The sequence below is a fragment of the Pseudomonas sp. G7(2022) genome, from assembly GCF_052660475.1.
Window position 1 is genome coordinate 3,278,273 of the sequence record NZ_CP109659.1, and the last position, 25,083, is coordinate 3,303,355.

The 25,083-nt window shown below is 61.9% G+C and carries 23 protein-coding genes; 15 read left to right on the forward strand and 8 right to left on the reverse strand.

The window, feature by feature from the left end; translation table 11 throughout:
* Nucleotides 1–61: 61 nt before the first annotated feature.
* Nucleotides 62–580, forward strand: a complete 519-nt coding sequence (locus NE357_RS14695) for a GNAT family N-acetyltransferase (protein WP_169430485.1) — start codon at nt 62–64, stop codon at nt 578–580.
* Nucleotides 581–582: 2 nt separating this feature from the next.
* Here the strand turns inward: NE357_RS14695 and NE357_RS14700 are convergent, their stop codons facing one another.
* Nucleotides 583–1,548 carry a LysR family transcriptional regulator gene (locus NE357_RS14700; RefSeq protein ID WP_169430486.1) on the reverse strand — a complete coding sequence of 322 codons (966 nt, stop codon included), beginning with the start codon at nt 1,546–1,548 and terminating at the stop codon, nt 583–585.
* Nucleotides 1,549–1,846: 298 nt separating this feature from the next.
* Between NE357_RS14700 and argH the strand changes: the two genes are divergently transcribed.
* The 9 genes from argH to NE357_RS14745 all read left to right on the forward strand — a co-directional run bounded on the left by argH (nt 1,847) and on the right by NE357_RS14745 (nt 11,211).
* A complete protein-coding gene (gene argH / locus NE357_RS14705; RefSeq protein ID WP_085745592.1) occupies nt 1,847–3,274 on the forward strand; it encodes an argininosuccinate lyase in 1,428 nt (475 codons plus the stop codon).
* A gap of 150 nt (nt 3,275–3,424) precedes the next feature.
* Nucleotides 3,425–4,303: an amino acid ABC transporter permease gene (locus tag NE357_RS14710; RefSeq protein ID WP_169430487.1), complete on the forward strand. Its 879-nt coding sequence runs from the start codon at nt 3,425–3,427 to the stop codon at nt 4,301–4,303.
* Nucleotides 4,304–4,313: 10 nt separating this feature from the next.
* Nucleotides 4,314–5,078, forward strand: a complete 765-nt coding sequence (locus NE357_RS14715) for an amino acid ABC transporter ATP-binding protein (protein ID WP_169430488.1) — start codon at nt 4,314–4,316, stop codon at nt 5,076–5,078.
* A 39-nt stretch (nt 5,079–5,117) separates the two neighbouring features.
* Nucleotides 5,118–5,942: an ABC transporter substrate-binding protein gene (locus NE357_RS14720; protein WP_169430489.1), complete on the forward strand. Its 825-nt coding sequence runs from the start codon at nt 5,118–5,120 to the stop codon at nt 5,940–5,942.
* A gap of 147 nt (nt 5,943–6,089) precedes the next feature.
* Complete coding sequence (locus NE357_RS14725; protein WP_169430490.1) at nt 6,090–6,938, forward strand: polysaccharide deacetylase family protein; 849 nt, start codon at nt 6,090–6,092, stop codon at nt 6,936–6,938.
* Entirely contained in the window at nt 6,931–7,821 is an 891-nt protein-coding gene (locus NE357_RS14730; protein WP_169430491.1) for a polysaccharide deacetylase family protein, read from the forward strand. The genes NE357_RS14725 and NE357_RS14730 overlap by 8 nt, the downstream gene beginning before the upstream one ends.
* A complete protein-coding gene (locus tag NE357_RS14735; RefSeq protein ID WP_169430492.1) occupies nt 7,818–9,170 on the forward strand; it encodes an MmgE/PrpD family protein in 1,353 nt (450 codons plus the stop codon). Before NE357_RS14730 ends, NE357_RS14735 begins: the two co-directional genes overlap by 4 nt.
* 16 nt (nt 9,171–9,186) lie before the next feature.
* Nucleotides 9,187–10,365, forward strand: a complete 1,179-nt coding sequence (locus NE357_RS14740; protein ID WP_169430493.1) for an MFS transporter — start codon at nt 9,187–9,189, stop codon at nt 10,363–10,365.
* Nucleotides 10,366–10,524: 159 nt separating this feature from the next.
* Complete coding sequence (locus NE357_RS14745; RefSeq protein ID WP_169430494.1) at nt 10,525–11,211, forward strand: HPP family protein; 687 nt, start codon at nt 10,525–10,527, stop codon at nt 11,209–11,211.
* Nucleotides 11,212–11,245: 34 nt separating this feature from the next.
* Here the strand turns inward: NE357_RS14745 and NE357_RS14750 are convergent, their stop codons facing one another.
* Complete coding sequence (locus tag NE357_RS14750) at nt 11,246–11,725, reverse strand: hypothetical protein (RefSeq protein WP_169430495.1); 480 nt, start codon at nt 11,723–11,725, stop codon at nt 11,246–11,248.
* A gap of 281 nt (nt 11,726–12,006) precedes the next feature.
* On the opposite strand from NE357_RS14750, the gene NE357_RS14755 reads away from it, so the two are divergent.
* Nucleotides 12,007–13,113, forward strand: a complete 1,107-nt coding sequence (locus NE357_RS14755) for an enoyl-CoA hydratase/isomerase family protein (protein WP_169430496.1) — start codon at nt 12,007–12,009, stop codon at nt 13,111–13,113.
* Between the two features lie 3 nt (nt 13,114–13,116).
* Nucleotides 13,117–14,268: an acyl-CoA dehydrogenase family protein gene (locus tag NE357_RS14760; protein WP_169430497.1), complete on the forward strand. Its 1,152-nt coding sequence runs from the start codon at nt 13,117–13,119 to the stop codon at nt 14,266–14,268.
* Nucleotides 14,269–14,522: 254 nt separating this feature from the next.
* Here the strand turns inward: NE357_RS14760 and NE357_RS14765 are convergent, their stop codons facing one another.
* From NE357_RS14765 to NE357_RS14790, 6 genes are all read right to left on the reverse strand, one after another.
* A complete protein-coding gene (locus NE357_RS14765) occupies nt 14,523–15,296 on the reverse strand; it encodes an enoyl-CoA hydratase (RefSeq protein ID WP_169430498.1) in 774 nt (257 codons plus the stop codon).
* A gap of 14 nt (nt 15,297–15,310) precedes the next feature.
* Nucleotides 15,311–16,438 carry an acyl-CoA dehydrogenase gene (locus tag NE357_RS14770; protein ID WP_169430499.1) on the reverse strand — a complete coding sequence of 376 codons (1,128 nt, stop codon included), beginning with the start codon at nt 16,436–16,438 and terminating at the stop codon, nt 15,311–15,313.
* A gap of 141 nt (nt 16,439–16,579) precedes the next feature.
* The gene (locus tag NE357_RS14775) at nt 16,580–17,773 is read right to left on the reverse strand and encodes an acetyl-CoA C-acyltransferase (protein WP_169430500.1); all 1,194 of its coding nucleotides are present in this window, start codon (nt 17,771–17,773) and stop codon (nt 16,580–16,582) included.
* Between the two features lie 13 nt (nt 17,774–17,786).
* Nucleotides 17,787–18,548: an SDR family NAD(P)-dependent oxidoreductase gene (locus NE357_RS14780; RefSeq protein ID WP_169430501.1), complete on the reverse strand. Its 762-nt coding sequence runs from the start codon at nt 18,546–18,548 to the stop codon at nt 17,787–17,789.
* Between the two features lie 15 nt (nt 18,549–18,563).
* Nucleotides 18,564–20,228 carry an AMP-binding protein gene (locus NE357_RS14785; RefSeq protein ID WP_169430502.1) on the reverse strand — a complete coding sequence of 555 codons (1,665 nt, stop codon included), beginning with the start codon at nt 20,226–20,228 and terminating at the stop codon, nt 18,564–18,566.
* Nucleotides 20,229–20,453: 225 nt separating this feature from the next.
* On the reverse strand, nt 20,454–21,470 hold the full coding sequence (locus NE357_RS14790; protein WP_169430503.1) for an AraC family transcriptional regulator: 1,017 nt from the start codon (nt 21,468–21,470) through the stop codon (nt 20,454–20,456).
* A 221-nt stretch (nt 21,471–21,691) separates the two neighbouring features.
* On the opposite strand from NE357_RS14790, the gene efeU reads away from it, so the two are divergent.
* From efeU to efeB, 3 genes are read left to right on the forward strand one after another with little or no spacing between them, the layout of a single operon-like run.
* On the forward strand, nt 21,692–22,540 hold the full coding sequence (efeU, locus tag NE357_RS14795) for an iron uptake transporter permease EfeU (RefSeq protein ID WP_169430504.1): 849 nt from the start codon (nt 21,692–21,694) through the stop codon (nt 22,538–22,540).
* A gap of 8 nt (nt 22,541–22,548) precedes the next feature.
* A complete protein-coding gene (efeO, locus tag NE357_RS14800; protein WP_169430505.1) occupies nt 22,549–23,748 on the forward strand; it encodes an iron uptake system protein EfeO in 1,200 nt (399 codons plus the stop codon).
* Between the two features lie 17 nt (nt 23,749–23,765).
* Nucleotides 23,766–25,064, forward strand: coding sequence for an iron uptake transporter deferrochelatase/peroxidase subunit (gene efeB / locus NE357_RS14805; protein ID WP_169430506.1), 1,299 nt, complete (start codon nt 23,766–23,768; stop codon nt 25,062–25,064).
* Nucleotides 25,065–25,083: the final 19 nt, after the last annotated feature.

Sequence of the window (25,083 nt, forward strand, 5' to 3'; positions counted from 1 at the left end):
CCTCGCTGAAGGCTGCGATCTTGCAGAGCTTCCCAAGATCGCAGCCATCGGCAGTTCCTGCATGACACTCCTCATTCGCCCCGCCCGACCCGCAGACGCGGCCGCCCTCCCCGCCATCGAACGCTCGGCCGCTGAACTGTTTCGCCTCGACCCTGCGCTGGCCTGGCTGGCCGACAGCGATGTACCTGACGAGACGCAACATTTGCAGGCCATCGAACAGGGACGTGTATGGGTTGCAGAGCATACTGTCGGACAACTTGCCGGTTTTTTAAGGGCGGTTGAAACCGACAGCCAGTTGCATATCGAGGAACTGTCCGTCGGCCAACACTTTCAGGGCCAGGGCATCGGCCGCAAGTTACTGTCGGGCGTGATTGAACACGCACGACGGCAGCAACTTGAAGCCGTCACGCTGACCACTTTTCGCGACCTGCCGTGGAATGCGCCGTTCTATCAACGCATGGGTTTTGTGCCATTGAACGAAGTGGACGCCGGACCCCGTTTGATCGAGGTACTCAACGACGAAATCTCCCACGGCCTGCCCAGCGCACGACGCTGTGCAATGCGTTTTACGCTGGATTGACGTCACACCGACGCTTTCAGATCAACACCCAACGCCCGGGCAAACGCCTTCACCAACGGACTGCGCACGGTGTTGTGACGCAGGATCAGATTGAACGGCGTGGCAATGTTGATGCGCTCCGGCAGCACCGCACGAAACTGCCCTGCCGCCACCAGCGTGGCCGCGTAATGCCGGGGCAGGAAGCCAACGAAACGCCCGGTCTTGATCAGCAGCGCCACGGCTTCGACCTGGGTCGCCGAAGCGGAAAAACTGTCGTAGCGGGCAAAGTTCAGCTTGTCACGATGGATCGCGTAGCGGTGGTTGATGCACTCGTAATCCTGCAGCACAGTGCTGTTCATCTGCGACTCCGGCATGTCGAACAATGGATGGCCGACAGCGCAGTAAACCTCCGAGCGTTCTTCATATAACGGGTAGTAATCGAACTCTTCGCGCTTTTGATATACAGGTACTATCCCGGCCACCAGACGCCCCTCTACGACGCCTCTTTCAACCTCATCCAGTTGCGTGGATTGAAGTTGAAACCTTACCTTCGGCGATTCCTCATTGATTCTTTTAAGCGCCGCAACTAACGGTGAACTTTCATCCGTGATCGTATTATCAATAACCCCCACACCAAGGTCACCAACAAGTTCATTCTGCGCCGAACTAAGCCGGTCGCGAAAGTTGTCAACCGACGCAAACAGATCAATCGACGCCTGATAAACCAGACGCCCCTCTTCGGTCAGGTGAAACCCCTCGCGACCTCGGGTACACAGGCGCATGCCGATACGGATTTCCAGGTCGGAGATCTGCTTGCTGATGGCCGCAAGGCCCACGTTCAGCTCGTTCTGCGCGGCGCTGAAGCCACCTGCCTCGACCACGGCCTTGAACACCTTGAGCAGTTTGAAATCCAGTCCGCTGAGGGCCAGCGGTGCTCGGTGAGCCGTTTTCAGCGGCGGGTTTCCGGAATTGGAAAGTGGGGTTTCCATAATGCTGATTTACCTCTGGCGCAATGTTCAACAATCTGTGTCCAACAACAAAAACATCGCCGACTAATAATAATGATCACAGAAAACAGGCCTTGGCAACCGCCAAAAAACCTCGAACATCAGTGCCAACTCACTGATCGCCAAACATGAAAAGCTGACACTTCGATCAGCTCTTGTCTCTTTGCAACTGCCCTCTTGAAAACTGCTTTGGCCTGACTCTGTCCGCTAACTCTTCAGCGTGATTTTCAGGGCCCGGCACACCGATTTCAGTTCGCGTTACCGACGAGGAAAACAACAAATGTCTCAAACCACCGACCGTCTCTGGGGTGCCCGTTTCAAAAGCGGCCCGTCCGCAGCCCTGGCGGCCCTGTCCCGTTGCCCCGAGCGCTATTTCCGCCTGACGCCGTACGATCTGGCCGGCTCCAAGGCCCACGCCGGGGAACTGCAACGTGCCGGCCTGCTGGACGAGCAGGAAACCCGCACGATGATCGAAGCCCTGGACGGCATCGGTGCCGATTTCGCTGCCGGGCGCATCGCCCCGACGCTGGACGACGAAGACGTTCACACCTTCATCGAGCGCCTGTTGACCGAGCGCCTCGGCGCACTGGGCGGCAAACTGCGCGCCGGCCGCTCACGCAACGACCAGACCGCCAATGATCTGCGCCTGTTCCTGCGTGACCACGTCCGCACCCTGGCCGTGGAAGTGCTGGCCCTGCAAACGGCGCTGGTGGATCAGGCCGAGCAACACGTCGAGAGCATCTGCCCGGGCTTCACTCACTTGCAGCAGGCGCAACCGATCGTGTTTGCCCATCACCTGTTGGCCCACGCGCAATCGATGCTGCGTGACGTGCAACGTCTGGTGGATTGGGACGCACGCACTTCGCTGTCGCCCCTCGGTGCCGCAGCCATGGCCGGTTCCGCCATTGCTCGCCAGCCGCAGCAATCGGCCAAGGAAATGGGTTACGCCGGGGTCTGTGAAAACTCTATCGACGCCGTGGCCAGCCGCGATCACGTCGCCGAATTCCTGTTCATCGCCAGCATGCTCGGGATCAACATCTCGCGTCTGGCCGAAGAGTTTTGCCTGTGGTCGTCGCGTCAGTTCCGCTGGGTCGATCTGGACGACGCCTACGCCACCGGCAGTTCGATCATGCCGCAGAAGAAAAACCCGGACATCGCCGAACTGGCCCGGGGCAAGGCTGGACGCCTGATCGGCAACCTGACCGGTCTGCTGTCGACGCTCAAATCCCTGCCGCTGTCGTACAACCGCGACCTGAGCGAAGACAAGAACGGCGTGCTCGACAGCGTCGACACCCTGTTGCTGGTGCTGCCAGCGATGGCCGGGATGGTCGCGACCATGACCGTCAACGTCGAGGAACTGCGGCGTCAGGCACCGCTGGGTTTCACCCTCGCCACCGAAGTCGCCGACTGGCTGGCGGTGCGCGGCGTGCCGTTCAAGGAAGCCCACGAAATCACCGGCGCACTGGTGCAGGCCTGCGAAAAACACGACCTCGAATTGTGGGAAGCCTCGCCGGCGCTGCTGGCCGAGATCGACCCGCGCCTGACGGCAGATGTGCGTGACAGCCTGACCCTAGAAGCCGCCATCGCTGCCCGCAGCGGCTGGGGCGGCACCGCGCCGCAACAAGTGCGCGAGCAGATCGGCCGCCTGAAAACCGCCCTCGCCGCGCAGCAACAGTGGACCGAAAACTACCAGGGCTTCCGCCTCTAACGGCCAATACGCAAACCCTGTAGGAGCGAGCCTGCTCGCGATGGCGATGGATCAGCGAGCAGAGATGTCGAGCGTGCTGCCGCAATCGCGAGCAGGCTCGCTCCCACAGTGGAATGCGGTGGATTTGAAAGTACAGTTCGGAGAAACACCATGAGCCAGACTCAGGCAGAACGACTCCAGGCGGAGCGCAAACTGGCGGAAAACCAGTTCGACATTACCCAGTACCAGCACGTGCCACGGCGCTATTACGGGCGGATCTTCTTCGCCACCGTGATCGTCATCGCCATCATCGGCCTGGTGCGGGCCTTCGCCGAAGGCAAGATCGAATGGTCGTACATCGGCCAGTTCCTGACTTCCGAAGCGATCATGTGGGGCCTGCTCAACACGATCATCATGGCCGTTCTGGCCATGGCGCTGGGCATCGTGTTCGGGGTGATCACCGCGATCATGCGCATGTCGGCCAACCCGATCCTGCGCTACGTGGCGCTGACCTACACCTGGCTGTTTCGCGGTACGCCGCTGATTCTGCAACTGCTGTTGTGGTTCAACCTGGCGCTGATCTTCCCCACCATCGGCATTCCCGGCCTGTTCGAACTCGACACCGTCAGCCTGATGACGCCGTTCGTGGCCGCCCTGCTCGGCTTGAGCATCAACCAGGGCGCCTACACCGCTGAAGTGGTGCGCGCCGGCCTGCTGTCGGTGGACACCGGCCAGTACGAAGCCGCCAAGTCGATCGGCATGCCGCGCCTGCAAGCGCTGCGCCGGATCATCCTGCCCCAGGCCATGCGCATCATCATCCCGCCGGTAGGCAACGAATTCATCGGCATGGTGAAAATGACCTCGCTGGCGAGCGTGATCCAGTACTCGGAACTGCTCTACAACGCCCAGAACATCTACTACGCCAACGCCCGGGTCATGGAGCTGCTGATCGTCGCCGGTATCTGGTACCTGGCCACCGTCACCGTCCTGTCCTTTGGTCAAAGCCGTCTGGAGCGTCGTTTCGCTCGCGGCGCCGGCAAGCGTTCTTGAGGAATCCGTCATGAGAAGCATCGTCAAGGCCGTGAGCCTGAACAAATATTACGACCAGTACCACGCGCTCAAGGACATCAACATCGAGGTCGAGCAAGGCGAAGTGCTGTGCATCATCGGCCCGTCCGGCTCGGGCAAGAGCACCCTGCTGCGCTGCGTCAATCAGCTGGAAAAGATCGACAAGGGCGGCCTCTGGGTCGACGGCGAACTGGTGGGCTACCGCGTGATCGGGCACAAACTGCACGAACTCAACGAGTCACAGATCGCCCGCCAGCGCCTGGCCACCGGCATGGTGTTCCAGCGTTTCAATCTGTTTCCGCACATGACTGTGCTGCAAAACATCATCGAGGGCCCGTGCCAGGTGCTCAAGCGTTCGCCCAAGGAGGCGCACGAAGAAGCCCTGGAACTGCTGGCCCGGGTCGGTCTGGCTGACAAGCGCGACAGTTACCCGATCGAACTGTCGGGCGGTCAGCAGCAACGGGTAGCCATTGCCCGGGCCCTGGCCATGCGCCCCAAGCTGATGCTGTTCGATGAACCCACTTCGGCACTCGACCCGGAACTGGTCGGTGAGGTGCTGTCGGTGATGCGCGATCTGGCGCAGACCGGCATGACCATGATCGTCGTCACCCATGAACTGGGCTTCGCCCGGGAGGTTTCCAACCGCATGGTGTTCATGGACGGCGGGCAGATCGTGGAGGCTGGAAGCCCCGAAGAAATACTAATAAGTCCGCAAAACCCGCGCACCCAAAGCTTCATTTCTGCCGTTCGAACCTGAGGCCCCTTTGGCCTTCACAACACTCATAAGAGAACGTCCATGAAGAACTTCGTCATTCCAGCAGTACTCACCTCCCTCATGTCTTGCGGTTTCGCCATGGCCGCCGAATTGCCGGCGAGCATCAAGGAGAAAGGCGAGATCGTCGTCGCGATCATGCCCAACTATCCGCCGATGGACTTCAAGGATCCGGCCACCAACAAGCTCACCGGCCTGGACTACGACTTGGGCAACGCCCTGGCCGAGCGCCTCGGGATCAAGATCAAGTGGCAGGAAACCGGCTTCGAGCAAATGATCAACGCCCTGACCACCGACCGCGTGGACATGGTCCTGTCGGGCATGACCGACACCGCCGAGCGCCAGGCCAGCGTGACCTTCGTCGACTACTTCACCAGCGGCCCGCAGTTCTACACCTTGCAGAAGAACACGGCGACCAACGAGATCATCGACCTGTGCGGCAAGAAAGTCGGCACCAGCCGCCGCACCACATTCCCGGCAGAAATCGCCGCGTGGAGCAAGGAACACTGTGAAGCCGCGAGCAAGCCCGCAATCAACGTGATCGGCACCGAAGGCTCGGCCGACGCCCGTGCGCAACTGCGCCAGAGCCGAATTGATGCGGCGATGCAGGGCAGCGAAACCCTGTCGTACCTCAAGACCCAGGAAAAGGACATGTACAAGACGGTCGGCCAGCCGATCTCCGTACAGTTCACCGGGTTGGGTGTGAGCAAGAAGAAGCCTGAGCTGAGTGAGGCGGTGAAGGTGGCGTTGCAGAGCATGGTGGATGACGGCAGCTATAACGCGATTCTGAAGAAGTGGGATCTGGAGTTGGGTGCAATTAAGACGGTGACCGTCAACGCCGGCAAGTAAAGCTGCAGGCACCGCGACCCTATGTGGGAGCGAGCCTGCTCGCGATGAGGCCGGCACATTCAACATTGATGCTGCCAGTCATACCGTCATCGCGAGCAGGCTCGCTCCCACAGGTCAGGTGCCCATCTTCAGACAGTTGGAGCACCCTTGATGTCCTCCTTGCAACCCACCTGGCCCGACCAGCACAAAGCCTGCCTCGCCCTGGCCTTCGACCTCGACGGCCCGACTGGCGACGCCATGCTCAACGGCTCGATCTGGCACAAACCCGAGTACTTCGGCTTCGGCGGCTACGGCCCCTACCGCGCCCTGCCACGCCTGCTGGATCTGCTCGACACCTTCAAGATCCCGACCACCTTCTTCGTCCCCGCCTGGGTCGTGGAAAACTGGCCGAAACAGTGCCAGGCCATCGTCGAACGCGGCCATGAAGTCGCCTACCACGGCTACAAACACGAATCCTTCTACGCCCTGACGCTGGACCAGCAGCAGGCCGTGATGAACAAGTCACGCGACGTTTTCTGGCAATACCTGCACATCCGCGCCGAGGGTTTTCGCACCCCGTCCGGTGACTGGCGCGCCCGGACGCCGGCGATGCTGGCCGACAACGGCGTCATCTATTCCAGCAGCATGCGTGGCGACGACCGCCCGTATCTGGTCAACGTCCCCGGCCACGACACGCCGCTGGTGGAGATCCCGGGGCGCTGGGAAATGGACGACTACGCGTCCCTCGCCTACACCCGCGCACCGAACTTCCCGTCCGGCCTCGACCGCACCGCCAGCTACGAGCTGACCCTCGACAACTGGCAACGCGAGTACGACGGCGCGATGGACGAAGGCCTGTGCCTGACCACGCTGTTCCACCCGAAAATCACCGGCAAACCGGGGCGTATCCTGTTGCTGGAGAAACTCTTCGAACACATGCGCCAGCGCGATGACGTGTGGTTCGCCACCTGCCGTGACGTCGCCCGCTGGTGGCTGAAGGAGCATCACCATGGCTGACTCCAGCACTCTCTGGCCCGCCGGCAAACGCTGCGCGGTGGTGCTGACTGTCGATTACAACGACATTCACGGCATCCTCACTCAGGCCCCGGAAGTCGCCGGACGCGACAAGACACTGTCGGTGTGGCGCTACGGCACGCAACGGGGTGTCGAGCGTTTGCTCGGTCTGTTCACGGAATTCGGGGTGCGCAGCAGCTGGTTCGTGCCCGGCATCGTTGCCGAGGAAAACCCGCAGCACATCGCCGCGATTCTGGCTGACGGCCATGAGATCGCCTGCGCCGGTTACCGCCATCAGGATTACGACACGCTGGATCTGGCGGCGCAAAGTGCGGAAGTCGCCAAGGGTTGTGCAGCGCTGGAAGTATTGACTGGCGTGCGCCCGACCGGTTTCCGGATTCCTGCGGGTAACGGCGCGCCGGGATTCATCGAAGCCTTGAAAGATCACGGCATTCACTGGTCTTCGTCATGGCGCGGCGATGATCTGCCGTTCTTGCACCCGACCGCCCCTGAAGTGGTCGAGTTGCCGCTGCATTACGAACTGGAAGACGAACCCTATTTCGCCTTCAACCTGAGCCCGGCCGTGCCGCCGGCGCAATCACGGATCGCCTCCTACAGCCACACCCTCGGCAACCTGCAAATGGACTTCGCCGGATTCCACCGTTTCGGCCTGTGCTACGTGCTGCGCCTGCACCCGGAAATCATCGCCACGCCGGGGCGTATCGGCGTACTGCGTGAGTTGCTGCAAGGCATTCAGCAGCATGACGACGTGTGGATCACCACCGGCGCCGACGTCGCGCAGTGGTGGATGCAAACCGCATCGCCGGTCGCGCAGGATCATCCGGCCTCGGTGTATGAACGCCATTATCGGGACTACCTCGTATGACGGAACGCATGCAGCGGCTGGCGCGGTTTTGCGTCGAAACGCGGTTTGAAGATCTGCCCCCGGCGTTGGTCGAACAGGCCAAGCGACACATTCTCGACACCTTCGGCGCAGCGCTGGCCGGGGCCGACAGTGCGGTGGCGCTTAAGGCGCGGCAGGTGTTCGGCGCCGAGCCGGGCAACGCGCTGGTCTGGGGTTCGTCCTTGCACGTCGGTGCGGGGCACGCGGCGTTGCTCAACGGCATCGCCGCCCATGCGCTGGAACTGGACGACACCGGCGGGTGCGATCACTCCGGTGCGGTGGTGCTGCCGGCAGTGATGGCGGCGCTGTCATTGGTGGATCGACCGGTGGACGGTCGCGAGTTCATCACCGCCGTGGTGATCGGCTACGAAATCGGCCGGCGGGTGCTGGAAGCCTGCGGCAGTTATTCGGCGCATAACGGCGCCGGCTGGCATTCCACCGCCACCTGCGGCGTGTTCGGCGCGGCGGCGGCCTGTGCGCGGATCTTTGCCCTGGATGCAGCGCAAACCGTGTCGGCACTGGGCATCGCCGGCAGTTTCAGCGGCGGGTTGTGGGCGTTCATTCATGACGGTTCGCAAAGCAAGAAACTGCACAGCGGACGCGCTGCCGAGGGTGGTTTGCTCGCGGCGCGTTTTGCTCGCGAAGGTGTCAGCGGGCCGTCGGTGTTGTTCGAGGATGTCTGGGGTGGTTTTCTCAAGACCCTGGCACCGGGCAGCGCGCAACCGGATGCGCTGGATGCTGAATTGGGCCAGGTGTGGAAACTCGCGCGCTGTTCGATCAAACCCTATGCCGCATGTCGTGGCACCCACTCGGCCATCGATGCACTCGGGTTGTTGCTGGAGCAATTGCAGATCGGCGCAGATCAGGTGGAGGACGTGCAGGTCAACCTGTGCGGTTTTCTGCTCGACATGTGCGGCGGCCGCGACACCCGCAGTCTGGCCGCCGCGCAGATGAGTCTGCCTTACGCCCTCGCCGCGCGACTGGTGCACGGTCATTGCCGATTGGAGGCTTACGACGAACAGCCGCGCAACGATCCGCGCATTGTTCAATGGCTGACGCGCATTCGCCTTGAAGTGGATGAGCGACTGTCGGAGGATGGCGAGCCGGTGGTCATTGTCCGAACCCGCGACGGGCGTCAGGCGAGCCTGTGTGTCGAGGTGCCGCTGGGCGCGCCGGGCAATCCGCTGAGTGAAGCGGCGCTGGAGGAGAAATTTTTCAGTCTGGCGTTGCGGGTCATTTCACCGGTCAAGGCCGAGCCGTTATTGGCGCAGTTGCGACAACTGCAAACGCTGGCTTGCGTGCGCGATCTCGGGCACCTGTTAACCGAATAAGGACATTTGATTTTCCGTGGCCACCTACTCGCTCGTTATCCGCCGCCTGATGATCGTTTCGCTGACCATCGTTGTCAGCCGCGCCATCACCAGTCCTTTGCTCACCCTGTTTTTGAGTAAAAAGCTGGGCCTCAACCAACAGGACGTCGGGCTGTTACTGGGCATCGCGGTGTTCATCGCCACCCTGCTTGCGTTGTACGGCGGCTACATCATCGACCGGCTGGAAAAACGCCGGTTACTGATCCTCGCCATGCTTTCCAGCGCCATTGGTTTCGTGCTGCTGACGTTCGCGCAGAACCTCTACCTGACCACGGCAACGCTGGTCATCACCGAAACCGCCTCGGCGCTGTTCCTGATCGGTTCCAAGGCGATCCTCAGCGAAAATCTGCCCATGGGTCAGCGGGCCAAGGCGTTTTCCCTGCGCTATACCCTGACCAACATCGGCTACGCCACCGGACCTATGCTCGGTGTAGTGATCGCCGGGGTGTACCCGATTGCGCCATTCCTGATTGCCGCTGGCATCGCCTTCGGCAGCATCTTCCTGATGGTCGGGATTCCCAGGGACGCCAGCCCGATCGCCGCCATCGGCCAGCCACAAAGATTCCTGAAGACCCTGGTGACCCTGAAAAACGACCGCACGCTGATCATGTTCACCTGCGGTTGCCTGCTCAGCACCGTCGTTCACGGACGTTTCACGCTGTACCTGTCGCAATACCTGCTGGTGGTCGAAGACTCGCAACGTGCGCTGCAAACCATGGCCGCCCTGCTCGCTTGCAACGCCATCGCGGTGATCCTGTTGCAATACCAGATCGGTCGCTTCCTCAACCGGGAAAAGCTGCGCTACTGGATCGCCGCCGGCACCAGCCTGTTCATCCTCGGCCTGATCGGTTTCAGCCTGGCCGACAGCCTGCTGACGTGGTGCATCGCGATGTTCATCTTCACCCTCGGCGAGATGATCATTTATCCATCGGAATTCCTGTTCGTCGACACCCTGGCCCCCGAAGAGCTGCGCGGCAGTTATTACGGCGCACAGAACCTCGCAGCCCTGGGTGGCGCACTGAGCCCGGTGATCTGCGGCTTCCTGTTGATGCATACGCCGGCGCCGACCATGTTCTACGCCCTCAGCGCACTGACCGCGATGGGCGGGTTCCTGTGCTTCATGAGCGGTCGGCGAGTGGCTTTACTTCACAAATAATGCATTGAAACTGCATTTATATGAATTTGTCAGCATCGAGATTGCTTGGCACACTGTGCGCGTTCCTCCCCCAATAGTTGGAACGCTTCGAAGGACTTTCCGGGTTGACGGACAAGTCCTTTTTTTTGCCTTCGGTTTTCTTCAAAGGAACGGTTCTTCATGCTCGCTCGCTGGTTGCCCGCTGCCATCAACACCCGCCCCACCGAATGGAGCCGCGCCGCTATCGGCATGGCGCTGGGCACGTTGTTCAGTGTGTGGGTATGCAGTCAGGTGTTCGACATCGAAGTGGCCTACCACCTGATCGGCCCGCTAGGCGCCTCGGCGGTGCTGCTGTTCGCCGTGTCCTCCGGCGCCCTCGCCCAGCCATGGTCGATCATCGGCGGCTACCTGTGCGCGGGCGTCGTCGCGTTGCTGGTGGCCCACGTGCTCGGTCGAACCCTCGGCAGCGCCTGCCTCGCCGCAGGCATGGCGCTGATCCTGATGTGCTGGCTGCGTTGCCTGCACCCGCCGGCCGGCGCCGTCGCGTTGACCATGGTGCTGGCCGATCCGATGACCATCGCCATGGACTGGAAAGCCCTGGAACCGGTGATGCTCAGCGCCGCGTGCCTGCTGCTGGCCGCACTGGCCTACAACAATCTGACCCGCATTCGCTACCCGAAACGCCCCGCCGAACCGGCGCCCGCCCTGGCGCCGGTCGATTTTCAGGCAATCACGGCCGAGGATCTGAAATTGGCACTGGCGGACATGGAGGCGTTCATTGATGTCACGCCGGAGGATCTGGAACAGTTGATTCATGCCAGTGAACTGCATGCCAAACGGCGGAGCATTGGCCAGGTGTTCAGCTGACAAAGGCGTCCTGTTGCAACGGCTTGAAAACGGATCAATCCGGCATCGACCGGATGATGTCCGTCAGATCCTCTTTGGTGATTTCATTGGCCTTGATAGCCGCCGCGATGTCTTCTTTGGAGAGCGGAAAACGTTTGAACATGTCTTTCAACGTGTCGGTATCGACATTCGACAACCAGCGAGGATCAATCAATGATCCTCCATACTCTGGTTTCATCGGCACTGGGTCGCCAGCGATAACACCCTTGTGATTGAAAAAGACCATGTAGCGACTAAAACCTTCGGGGTAGCTTTTGTCGTAGTAAAGCGTCGTGCTGGCGGGCAGCACGTAATAGCTTTCATCATCGCCACTCCCCGCGATCAGCAAAGGTGCTTTGGTCCTGACCATCGCCATGCCATACGTTCTGGAAAGCCCGCCACGCAGGACAAACGCCAGCGCTGCGACATTGATAACCGTCAGCAGCAGTAGCAAAACAACGATCAGTCTGCCTGTTGAATACCTTGTTTTTGCCATTCTGCGCCTCCACTGCGCGTTGGGTTCCGGCGAGAAAAAACGCCGTGTTTCTGCTACAGACGCTAATGAAGCGAGGGTCTGTTTGCGGGTTCGCCGCAACCGCCGCGCAGCCTAGCAGTAGCTAGCGCTTCGGCCACAATTTTTCATTTCGTGGTTAAGGTAAAAATGCAGACACCCCATGCACATATCCCCGTTGTACACGGCAAATTTGCACTGTTACGATCCGCTAACGCCCGCGCGCGGGCTTCTCGAATAAAGACAATAAAAGCAGGGAGTTAGTGATGACTGCTCAGGCTTCATCCCCGCGGACTTCGTCCATGGATGCCACGCCACACGAAGTGCTGGCCGAGGTTCGCAATCACATCGGTCATCTGACCCTCAACCGCCCCGCCGGCCTCAATGCCCTGACCCTCGACATGGTGCGCCAGCTCCAGCAACACCTGGACGCCTGGGCCGCCGATGCCGATATCCACGCGGTCGCGCTGCGCGGTGCCGGCGAGAAAGCCTTCTGTGCCGGTGGCGACATTCGATCGCTGTACGACAGCCACAAAAGCGGCGACACGCTGCACGAAGATTTCTTCGTCGAGGAATACGCCCTCGACCTGACGATCCACCGCTACCGCAAACCCGTGCTGGCGCTGATGGACGGTTTCGTTCTCGGCGGCGGCATGGGCCTGGTGCAAGGCGCCGATTTGCGGGTGGTCACCGAAAAGAGTCGTCTGGCGATGCCGGAGGTGGCGATCGGGTATTTCCCGGATGTCGGCGGCAGTTATTTCCTGCCGCGCATTCCTGGCGAGCTGGGGATTTACCTGGGCGTCAGCGGCGTGCAGATTCGTGCGGCGGATGCGCTGTATTGCGGGCTGGCCGACTGGTATCTGGACAGCAGCAAACTCGGCACCCTCGATGAACAGCTCGATCAGTTGGAGTGGCACGACACGCCATTGAAGGATCTGCAAAGCCTGTTGGCCCGTCACGCCGTGCAAACCCTGCCGGATGCGCCGCTGGAAGCCTTGCGCCCGGCCATCGACCACTTCTTCGCCTTGCCTGACGTGCCGAGCATCGTCGAGCAACTGCGCGCCGTGACGGTTGCCGACAGCCACGAATGGGCGACCACCACGGCCGACCTGCTGGAAACCCGCTCGCCATTGGCCATGGGTGTGACCCTGGAGATGCTGCGTCGCGGCCGGCACCTGACACTGGAACACTGCTTCGCCCTCGAACTGCATCTGGATCGCCAGTGGTTCGAGCGCGGCGACCTGATCGAAGGCGTGCGCGCCTTGCTGATCGACAAAGACAAATCACCACGCTGGAACCCGCCGACCCTCGCCGCGTTGCACGCCGAGCAGGTCGCGAGTTTCTTCCACGGTTTCGAAGAGAGCGGGAGCTGAGTCATGCACGATCTCGAATTGACTGAAGACCAGGTCATGATCCGCGACATGGCCCGGGACTTTGCCCGTGGCGAAATCGCCCCCCACGCGCAAGCCTGGGAAAAGGCCGGCTGGATCGATGACGGTCTTGTGGCGAAGATGGGCGAACTTGGCCTGCTGGGCATGGTGGTACCGGAGGAATGGGGCGGCACCTATGTCGACTACGTAGCCTATGCGCTGGCGGTGGAAGAGATTTCCGCCGGCGACGGCGCCACCGGCGCCTTCATGAGCATCCACAACTCGGTGGGCTGCGGGCCGGTGCTCAATTACGGCAGCGAAGAACAGAAACAGACCTGGCTGGCGGATCTGGCTACCGGCGCAGTAATCGGCTGCTTCTGCCTGACCGAACCCCAGGCCGGCTCCGAAGCGCACAACCTGCGCACCCGCGCCGAACTGCGCGACGGGCAATGGGTGATCAACGGCGCCAAGCAATTTGTCAGCAACGGCAAGCGGGCGAAACTGGCGATCGTGTTTGCGGTGACCGATCCGGATCTGGGCAAGCGTGGGATCTCGGCGTTTCTCGTGCCGACCGATACGCCGGGCTTCATCGTTGACCGTACCGAACACAAGATGGGCATCCGCGCTTCCGACACCTGTGCCGTAACGCTGAACAACTGCAGCATTCCTGAAGCGAACCTGCTGGGCGAACGCGGCAAAGGCCTGGCGATCGCCCTCTCCAACCTGGAAGGCGGACGCATCGGCATCGCGGCGCAAGCCTTGGGCATCGCCCGTGCAGCGTTCGAAGCGGCGCTGGGTTACGCCCGTGATCGGGTGCAGTTCGGCAAAGCCATCGTCGAGCACCAGAGCATCGCCAACCTGCTGGCGGACATGCAGATGCAGATCAACGCGGCGCGCTTGATGATCCTGCACGCGGCGCGGCTGCGCACGGCGGGCAAACCCTGTCTGTCGGAGGCTTCGCAGGCCAAGCTGTTTGCTTCGGAAATGGCCGAGAAGGTGTGTTCGTCAGCGATTCAGATTCATGGCGGGTATGGGTATCTGGAGGATTATCCGGTTGAGAAGTACTACCGGGATGCACGGATTACCCAGATTTATGAGGGGTCGAGCGAGATACAGCGGATGGTGATTGCTCGGGAGTTGAAGAACTATCAGTTGTAACCGAGTAACGCCTGCCCCCTCACCCCAGCCCTCTCCCCCAGGAGAGGGAGCTGACCGAGGTGTCTGGCGTCATACATCGACCTGAAAGATCGCGTCGATTATGGATAGCGGACTACATGCTTTTTACAGCCTGAGTTCGACTCGGTAATTCAGGTCGGCGTAACTCCCGAGTACAACCCGGTCAGTCCCCTCTCCCTCCGGGCGGTCCGACGTTTCGGGAGGGTTAGGGTGAGGGGGCTCTTGAGGGCGCCGCGTTATTTGCCCTGGAACTCGGCAGGCCGTTTGGCCACAAACGCCGCCATCCCTTCCTTCTGATCCTGCGTCGCAAACGCCGCATGGAACACCCGGCGCTCGAAGCGCACGCCTTCGGTCAGGTTCACTTCGAACGCGCGGTTGACGCTTTCCTTGACCATCATCGCAATCGGCAGCGATTTGCTGGCGATCACCGCCGCGACTTTCAGCGCTTCGTCCAGCAGTTCATCACTCGGCACGATCCGAGCGACGATGCCGCAGCGTTCGGCTTCCACCGCGTCGATCAAACGCCCGCTCAGGCACATTTCCATGGCTTTGGCCTTGCCCACGGCGCGGGTCAGGCGCTGGGTGCCGCCCATGCCCGGCAGCACACCGAGGTTGATTTCCGGCTGGCCGAATTTGGCGTTGTCGCCGGCCAGGATGAAGTCGCACATCAGCGCCAGTTCGCAGCCACCGCCGAGGGCAAAACCGTTGACCGCCGCGATGATCGGCTTGCGGCGGTTGGCCACGCGGTCGCTGTCACTGAACAGATCGTCCATGTAGATCTGCGGATAGGTCAGTTCGGCCATTTCCTTGATGTCGGCGCCGGCGGCGAAGGCTTTTTTCGAACCGGTGATGACGATGCAGCCGATGTTCGCATCGGCTTCCAGGCCATCGAGGGCGCGGTTCACTTCGCTGACCAGTTGCGCGTTGAGGGCATTGAGCGCCTGCGGGCGATTGAGGGTGATCAGGCCGACGCGGCCGTGGGTTTCCAGCAAAATCGTTTCGTAACTCATGTGCAGATTCCTTCTCAAAGATTGCGCGAAATGACCATGCGCTGAATGTCGCTGGTGCCTTCGTAGATCTGGCAAACCCGCACGTCGCGGTAGATGCGCTCCAGCGGGAAGTCGTTGAGGTAACCGTAACCGCCCAGGGTTTGCAAGGCCATGGAGCAGACCTTCTCGGCCATTTCCGAGGCGAACAACTTGGCCATCGACGCCTCGACCAGCGCCGGCTGACCGCTGTCACGCAGGGCGGCGGCGTAATGCACCATCTGCCGCGCCACGGCGATCTGAGTGGCCATGTCCGCCAGACGGAACGCCACGGCTTGATGCTCGATGATCGGCTTGCCGAAGGTGTCACGCTCGCGGGCGTAATCACGGGCGGCTTCGAACGCGGCACGGGCCATGCCCACCGATTGCGAAGCGATGCCGACGCGTCCGCCTTCGAGGTTGGCCAGAGCAATCCTGTAGCCCTCGCCCTCCTCGCCCAACCGGTTGGCCACCGGCACTTTCACGTCTTCAAACAGAATCTGGCAGGTGTCCGAGGCGTGCTGGCCGAGCTTGTCTTCGACGCGAGCGACTTTGTAGCCCGGCGAGGCGGTCGGCACGATAAAGGCGCTGATCCCGCGCTTGCCGGCACTCGGATCGGTGACCGCAAACACGATCACAACCCCGGCGTTCTGCCCGGAGGTGATGAACTGTTTGCAGCCGTTGAGCACGTAGTGATCGCCTTCCAGCCGCGCACGGGTTTTCAGGCTGCTGGCGTCGGAGCCGGCCTGGGGTTCGGTCAGCGCGAAGGCACCGAGCATCTCGCCGCTGGCCAGCGGTTTGAGGAAACGTTCACGCTGGTCGTCGTTGCCGAACTTGAGGATCGGCACACAACCCACCGAGTTGTGCACGCTCATGATCGTCGAGCAGGCGCCGTCGCCGGCGGCGATTTCTTCCAGCGCCATGGCGTAGGCCAGATAACCGGTGTCGCAACCGCCCCACTGCTCCGGCACCAGCATGCCGAAGAAGCCCAGCCCGGCCATTTCGCCGATGGCTTCTTTCGGGAAGCGGTGTTCGCGATCCCACTCGGCGGCAAACGGTTTGAGCCGTTCCTCGGCAAACTGCCGGGCCATGTCGCGGATTTGTTGTTGGTCGTCATTGGGAATCATGGCAAATCCTTATTCATTGGCACCGTCTATCCCCTGTGGGAGCGGGCTTGCTCGCGAAAGCGGTGGATCAGCACAGTGAGTGTTGGCTGACAGGACGCTTTCGCGAGCAAGCCCGCTCCCACAATTCGAGATGCGCGAGCTTTAGTAGAGGCACTCGACAGCCATCGCCGTGGCTTCGCCGCCGCCGATGCAGATTGCCGCAACGCCGCGTTTCAGGCCTTTCTGGCGCAGGGCCGAGAGCAAGGTCACCAGAATCCGCGCACCGGAGGCACCGATCGGATGGCCCAGGGCGCAGGCGCCACCGTGGATGTTGAGCTTGTCGTGAGGAATTTCCAGGTGGGTCATCGCCGCCATGCCGACCACGGCGAAGGCTTCGTTGACTTCAAACAGATCGACCTGATCCAGCGACCAGCCGGTCTTCTTCATCAGCTTCTTGATCGCGCCAATCGGTGCCACCGGGAACAGGCCCGGAGTGTCGGCAAACGCGGCGTGGCCGTGAATCACCGCCAATAGTTTCAGACCTTGCTTCTGCGCTTGCGACTGGCGCATCAGCACCAGTGCGGCGGCGCCGTCGGAGATCGAGCTGGAATTGGCGGCGGTCACAGTGCCGCCCTCGCGGAACGCCGGTTTCAGTGACGCGATCTTGTCCAGCTTGGCTTTTGGCGGCTGCTCGTCGTTGCTGATCACAACCTGTTCTTTGCCGACGGTCACGGTCAGCGGAACGATCTCGGCCTTGAAGCTGCCGTCCTTGATTGCCTGCTGGGCACGGGTGGTCGAAGCGATGGCGAAAGCGTCCTGAGCCTCGCGGCTGAAGTCGTTGGTTTCGGCGCAATCCTCGGCGAAGGTGCCCATCAGGCGGCCCTTGTCGTAAGCGTCTTCGAGGCCGTCGAGGAACATCGAGTCCAGCACCCGGCCGTGGCCCATGCGATAACCGGCACGGGCGCGGTCCAGCAGGTACGGCGCGTTGGACATGCTTTCCATGCCGCCGGCGATCACCACATCGGCGCTGCCGGCCATCAACATGTCGTGAGCCAGAATGGTGGTTTCCATGCCCGAGCCGCACATCTTGTTGACGGTGGTGCAGCGAGTGGATTTATCCAGCCCGGCGCCCAGCGCAGCCTGACGCGCAGGCGCCTGGCCGAGCCCGGCCGGCAGTACGCAGCCGAACAACACTTCATCGACCGCATCGGCGGCCACACCGGCACGCTCAACCGCCGCCTTGATTGCAGCGGCGCCCAGTTGCGGCGCGGTCAGGCTTTTCAGTTCGCCCTGAAAACCGCCCATCGGGGTGCGGACGGCGCTGACGATGACAATCGGATCGTTGGAGATGGTCATGAAAAAATCCTCCTTACTTGGCGGCCATGCGCAAGGCACCGTCGAGACGGATCACCTCGCCGTTGAGCATGCTGTTTTCAATGATATGCCGCACCAGCGCGGCGTACTCGGCAGGTTTGCCCAGGCGTGGCGGGAACGGTACGCCGGCGGCCAGCGAGTCGCGCACTTCCGGGGTCATGCCGGCCATCATCGGGGTTTCGAAAATGCCCGGGGCGATGGTCATCACGCGGATGCCGAAGCGCGCCAGTTCACGGGCGGCAGGCAGAGTCAGGCTGGCGATGGCGCCTTTGGACGCGGAATACGCCGCCTGGCCGATCTGGCCGTCGAACGCCGCGACGGATGCGGTGTTGATGATCACGCCGCGCTCGCCGTCGGCGTTGGCTTCGCTTTCGGCAATCGCGGCTGCCGCCAGACGCAGCATGTTGAAACTGCCGATCAGGTTGACGTTGATCACCTGGGCGAAGCTCGCCAACGCATGCGGACCGTTCTTGCCGAGGATCTTCTCGCCACGAACAATGCCGGCGCAGTTCACCAGGCCATTGAGGCTGCCGAAGGCTTTTACCGTGGCCTGCACGGCGGCTTCGGCGGCGGCTTCGTTGCTGATGTCGGCCACCACACTTTGCGCGCCGAGGCGTTGGGCCTGGGCGGCGACGGCTTCGGCGTTCATGTCCACCAGCATCACTTTGGCGCCGGCGCTCACCAGCAACTCAGCGGTGGCGGCACCCAGGCCGGATGCGCCGCCGGTGACGATAAAAACCTTGTTCTCGATCTGCATGACTGACTTCCTGATTCAAGCTGAAACGTTGTGCGCCGCGGCCTCTTGAGCCTTGGCGATTTCCTGGTTGCGCAAGATAAAGCGCTGCAATTTGCCGCTCGGGGTTTTCGGCAACTCGCTGACAAATTCGATTTCACGGGGGTACGAGTGCGCGGCCAGGCGCTTGCGCACGTGCTGGCGCAGTTCTTCGGCCAGCGCCGGTTCGGCGCGGTATTGCGGGTTGAGCACGACGAAGGCTTTGACCAGTTCGGTGCGCTCGGGGTCGGGCTTGCCGACCACTGCGGCTTCAACGACGGCCGGGTGCTCGATCAGGGCGCTTTCAACGTCGAACGGGCCGACCCGGTAGCCGGACGTGGTGATCACGTCATCGCTGCGGCCAACGAAGCTGATGCTGCCGTCCGGGTTCCACTCCACGGTGTCGCCGCTCAGGTAGTAATTGCCGACGAAGGCCTTGGTCGGTGCACCTTCGTAACCGGCGAACCAGCACATCGGCGACTGTGTGCGGTCGATGGCAAGGATGCCGGGCTGACCGACGCCGAGCTCGTTGTACTGATCATCGAGCACCACGATGCGATGGCCCGGCGAGGCGAAACCGGCAGCGCCGAGGTGGATCGGGTGTTCGAGGCCGTGGTGGTTGCACAGCACCATGCCCAGTTCGGTCTGGCCGTAGTGGTCGTGAATGACCACGCCGAGGTTGTCGGCGAACCAGCGGATCACTTCCGGGTTCAACGGCTCGCCGGCACTGCTGACGATGCGCAACTTGCCCTTGATCGATTTGGCAAACTCATCGCCGCCGGCAATCAGCAGACGATACGCCGTGGGCGAACCGGTGAGGTTGGTGATCCCGTACTTGTTGATCACCCGGCAAGTGCTTTCGAGGGTGAAGGGGCCATCGTAGAACGTGATCGGATGGCCCATCGACAACGGGCCGGTCACGCCAAAATAAATGCCGTAGGCCCAGCCCGGATCGGCGACGTTCCAGAACGCATCTTCCGGGCGCAGATCCACGGCGTCGCGGGTGTAGCTCTGGAACGCGACGATGGCCTTGAGCGGCACCGACAGTGCTTTCGACGGACCGGTGGTGCCCGAAGTGAACATCAGCAGGAACGGGTCTTCGCCGGTCAGCATCACCGGTTCGCAGACACTGGAATGGTTGGGCAACTCGGCCCAGAAACTGAAATCGCCTCGGACGATGCCCTGGCCTTTCGGGCCGCCGACGGTAACCAGCGTCGGGCAATCGGCGACTTCACTGAGCTTGGGCCGGTTGACGGCATCGGTGACCACGACTTTGGCGCCGGAACTGTTCAGGCGATGTTCGAGGGCTTTGGGGCCGAACGCGGTGAACAGCGGTTGATACACCGCGCCGATGCGCCAGGTGGCGAACACGGTGATCAGCAATTCGATATTGCGCGGCAGCAGGCCGGCGACCTTGTCGCCCTTCTGCACGCCCTGGGCGAGAAGGAAATTGGCGAAGCGCGCGGCTTTGTCCTGCAGGTCGCTGAAGGTGTACGTCGCACTGGCGCCGTCGCGACCTTCCCAGAACAGCGCGATGCGCCCCGGCAAGGCGTGACGGTCACAACATTCGACGCAGGCGTTGAGCGCCTCGAGCGAGCCGCTGAGTGCGGCGTCCACGGTGTGCTGATAATCAAACTGTGCGGTGGCAGACAAGTAATCGCGCATTGCCAGAATCCCTCTGTTCTTATTAGGTTGGGGAACCGTAAACAACAGAGGAATACTCGCGCCGCACGCCGGTTGCGGCAATGGTCAAAGCCCTCAAAGTGGATGACTGGTTTGGCCAAGGTTCAAAGGGTGTGTTGCCTTGACTGGCCCTATCGCCAGCAGGCTGGCTCCCACAGGAGAGCGCGTTTCAAATGTGGGAGCCAGCCTGCTGGCGATGGGGCCGGATCAGACGGCCTCATTCAATATCAAGCTGCGATAGTGCCCCGGATTGGTTCCCGACCACTTGCGAAACGCCTTGTAGAACGAGCTCGCATCGGCAAACCCCAGCCGCGTGGCGATCTCGGCAAAACTGATCGCAGGCTCTGCCAGCCAGGTAATCGCCAATTCCTTGCGCACGCTGTCCTTGAGGCCTTGATACGTCTGCCCCTCTTCCGCCAGACGCCGACGCAGGGTCGAGGCCGACATGCACAGTTGCTGGGCCAGGGCTTCGGTTTCCGGCCACTGTTCGGCGGGCAACTGCCGCAGATCCTGCTTGATCCGGCTGGCAAGGCTTTCCGGGTCGCGGTACTTCACCAGAATGTTCGCCGGGGCATGGGCCAGAAAACGCTTTAACTCCTCGGCACTGCGCTTGATCGGCAGATCCAGCACGTCGGCGGCGAAAATCATCCGCGTGCGCGGCCGGTCGAAACGCAGGTTCTCGGAGAACATCACCCGATAGTCATCACAGAAATCCGGCGCCGGGCAGCGCAACTCGATGGCCAGGATCGGAATCCGCCGCCCCGCCAGCCAGCACGCCACGCCGTGGACGATCATCCAGTAAGTGAAATAGGTGAAGGCGCGGCGCGGCTTGGGGTCGTCCTCCAGCAGGACGATCTCCGCCAGGCTTTGCTGGTGCACGAGTTGTGCCGGCAGGCGTTCAAGCATCAGCGACAGGAAACTCAAACCGCTGCTCAGCCCGGCCGCCAGATTCGGTTGGGCCATCGCGCTGCGGCAGAGAAATTCCAGGCTGCCGGACTTCAGCTTGCGCGGGTCCATGCCAAAGAACTCGTCGTCTCCCCGCCGCGCCAGCAGCCGCCACAACCGCGCATATTGACCGGCCGGCACGCGGGCGTCATCGGTGCCCAGCAGCGCCGGATCGATGCCGACCTTGTTCAAGACTTCCTCCGTGGCCACGCCCGGCGCACAACTTTGCTGCAGTGCTTCACGCACCAGTTGAATGGCGATGGTGTCTTTTTCCGACATGGATCGAGGCAAATCCTGTTGTTGTTCGAGTGGCTGGCATCTTAACGCAGCCATCGAGACACAGCTCGCTCACGCTCTGAAATGCTTTTGGCTGACATGAGAATGATTGTTCTTCAGGCCTGTTCAGCTATCGTTCAGGTAAATGTCAATGAGTGGCATGTGAGAATGACTTTCATTATGTTACAACTTGTAACCTCATTTCGTTACACAGTGGATGCCGAATGCTCGTTCCCTTTCTGATCATGCTGCGTGAAGGCATTGAAGCCGCGCTGATCGTTGGCATTATCGCCAGCTACCTGCAACAGACTGGTCGTGGCCAGTGGATGCCGGCGGTATGGATCGGCGTGTTTCTCGCCGCTGCGCTGGCGTTGCTGGTCGGCGGTGGCCTGGAACTGGTCAGCGCCGAATTCCCGCAAAAACAGCAGGAACTCTTTGAAGGCGTGGTCGGCCTTGTCGCCGTGGGGATTCTCAGTTCCATGGTGTTCTGGATGCGCAAGGTGGCGCGCTCGATCAAACATTCGCTGCAAGCCTCTCTCGATCACGCACTGACTTCGTCGAAGCATCAGGTCATCGCCCTGATCGCCATGGTGTTTTTCGCCGTCGCCCGGGAAGGACTGGAAACGGTGTTCTTCCTGCTCGCCGTGTTCCAGCAGAGCGAAGGCCCGGGCGCACCGATTGGCGCCCTGCTCGGCCTGATCCTGGCCATCGTCGTCGGCTTCCTGATCTACAGCGGCAGCATGCGCCTGAACCTGTCGGCGTTCTTCCGCTGGACCGGACTGTTCATCCTGGTGGTCGCTGCCGGGATTCTCTCCAACTCGGTGCAGGCGCTGCACGAAGCCGGGGTCTGGAATCACCTGCAAACCGTGCTCTTCGACTTCAGCGCGACGTTGCCGATGGACGGCCCGCTGGGCTCGGTGCTGGCCGGCATGTTCGGTTATCAGGATGCCCCGACCGTCAGCACCCTCGGTGCGTATCTGATCTATCTGGTAGTGGCGCTGGTGATGTTCTTCTATCCGGCTCCCGCCCCTGCACCCAAAGCCGCCGCCTCGAATTCCGTGTCCAGCCAATAAGGGCCTCCATGTCAAAGCCTAATATCCCTCAGGCCTCGCCTCCCCGCGCCTTGCGCTGGGCGGTGGCCGGTTCGGTGGTCGTGATGATCGCCGCCGGCGGCCTGTTCTACTACGCCTCGAAAATGGCCGCGGCCAAACGTCAGCACAATCATGACGAAGTGGTGGTCAACATCCACCCCGGCAGTTGCGAGCCGAACGAGCTGAGCGTACCCGCCGGGCGCGCCAGTTTCCGCATCGTCAACCGCTCCGACCGGGCGGTGGAATGGGAAATCCTCGACGGCGTGCTGGTGATCGAGGAACGCGAGAACATCGCGCCGGGCCTGAGCCAGGTGATCAACGCCAACCTGCAACCCGGCGACTACGCCATCACCTGCGGGTTGCTGAGCAATCCGCGCGGCGTGCTGCATGTCACGCCGACCGCCGCTTCCGACGCCGCCGCCAAGGCCAAGCCGTCGATGGTCGCTTTCGTCGGGCCGCTGTCGGAGTTCCGGGTTTATCTGGCCACTCAGGGCAGCGCGCTGATCAGAGCTGTCACGGCGCTCAACCAGGCAATCACCCGCGGTGATCTGGCCCAGGCCCAAGCGGCGTATTTGCCGGCCCGTGCCGCGTATCAGCGTCTGGCCCCGGCCGCACAACGCCTGGCGGAACTGGACAACAGCATCAACGCCCGCGCCGATTACTTCGAAAAACGCGAGCAGGATCCGGCCTTTGTCGGTTTCCATCGCATCGAATACGCGCTGTTCCAGCAACGCAGTCTCGACGGCCTGTCGCCGGTTGCCGAACGCCTGTTGGGCGACGTCAACACGCTGAAACAACAGTTGCTGGCCCAATCGCTGCCGCCGGAGCAACTGGTGGAAATCCTCGTGCGCAACCTCAACACCCTGGCCGACGGGCGCGCCGCCAGCGGCGAAGAGGAACGCTACAGCCACAGCGATCTCAACGGTTTCGCAGCCAATCTGGAGACCGCGCACAAAGTCGTCGAACTGCTGCGGCCGCTGCTGAGCAAATCCGCCGCCGAACTGCTGCCGAAAATCGACAGCGCGCTGACTGATTTCGACAACACCCTGAACGGCTTCAAGGTCAAGGATGGCTACGCCAGTTACGACACCGTCAGCGGTGAACAACGCAAACAGATCGCCGACAAGGCCAAGACCCTGGCCGACGCCCTCGACGGCATCGATCCCGCCCTCGGCCTCTCCGGCCTGTAAATAGAAGACGAATACCGATGAACGATTCCGAACACTTCAACCTGCAACGCCGTCGCGTACTGATGGGGATGGGCGCCGCCGGCGTCGCACTGGCCGGCACCGCCCTGAGCTGCCCGGCCATGGCCGCCGTACCCGCGCAAGTCACCGAAGCACCGAGCAGCGACAAGACCCAGGATCATCACGACTTTCATGGCGTACACCAGACCGGCATTGTCACCCCGCGTCCGGCGTCCGGCATGCTGGTGTCATTCGATGTACTGGCCAGCGACCGTGAAGACCTCGAACGCCTGTTCCGCACCCTCAACGAGCGCATCGCGTTCCTGATGAAGGGCGGGCCGGTGGCGCAGATCGATCCGAAGCTGCCGCCGCCGGATTCCGGCATCCTCGGCCCGGTGGTCACCCCGGACAACCTGACCATCACCGTGTCGGTAGGCGAATCGCTGTTCGACGAGCGTTTCGGCCTCGCCGCTGCCAAGCCCAAGCGCCTGATCCGCATGGTCGGCTTCCCCAACGATGCGCTGGAAGCCGATTGCTGTCACGGCGACTTGAGCCTGCAGTTCTGCTCCAACACCGCCGACACCAACATTCACGCCCTGCGCGACATCGTGAAAAACCTGCCGGACCTGCTGCTGGTGCGCTGGAAACAGGAAGGCAGCGTGCCGCCGCAAGCCCCGGCCAAACCCGGTGTGCCGGCGCAATCGGCGCGTAACTTCCTGGGTTTTCGCGACGGCTCGGCCAACCCGGATTCCAACGACGACAAGGCCATGGACCGTATCGTCTGGGTGCAACCGGGCAGCGACGAACCGGCCTGGGCCGTCCACGGCAGTTATCAGGCGGTGCGGATCATCCGCAACTTCGTCGAACGCTGGGACCGCACGCCGTTACAGGAGCAGGAAAGCATCATCGGCCGGGTGAAAACCACCGGCGCGCCAATGGGCGCCAGCCATGAAACCGAAGTCCCGGACTACAGCAAGGACCCGGAAGGCAAGCTGACCAAGCTCGACGCGCACATCCGTCTGGCCAACCCGCGCACCGCCGCGACCCAGGCCAATCTGATCCTGCGCCGGCCGTTCAACTATTCCAACGGCGTGAACAAGAACGGCCAGCTCGACATGGGCCTGTTGTTCATCTGCTACCAGGCCGATCTGGAAAAAGGCTTCATCACCGTTCAGACCCGCCTCAACGGCGAGCCGCTGGAGGAATACCTCAAGCCGGTCGGCGGCGGTTACTTCTTCACCCTGCCGGGTGTGACGGGCGACAAGGATTTCATCGGTCGCTCGCTGCTCAACGCTACCCAACCAAAAACAACTGCATAGCATTCAACAGGAGCCGCCC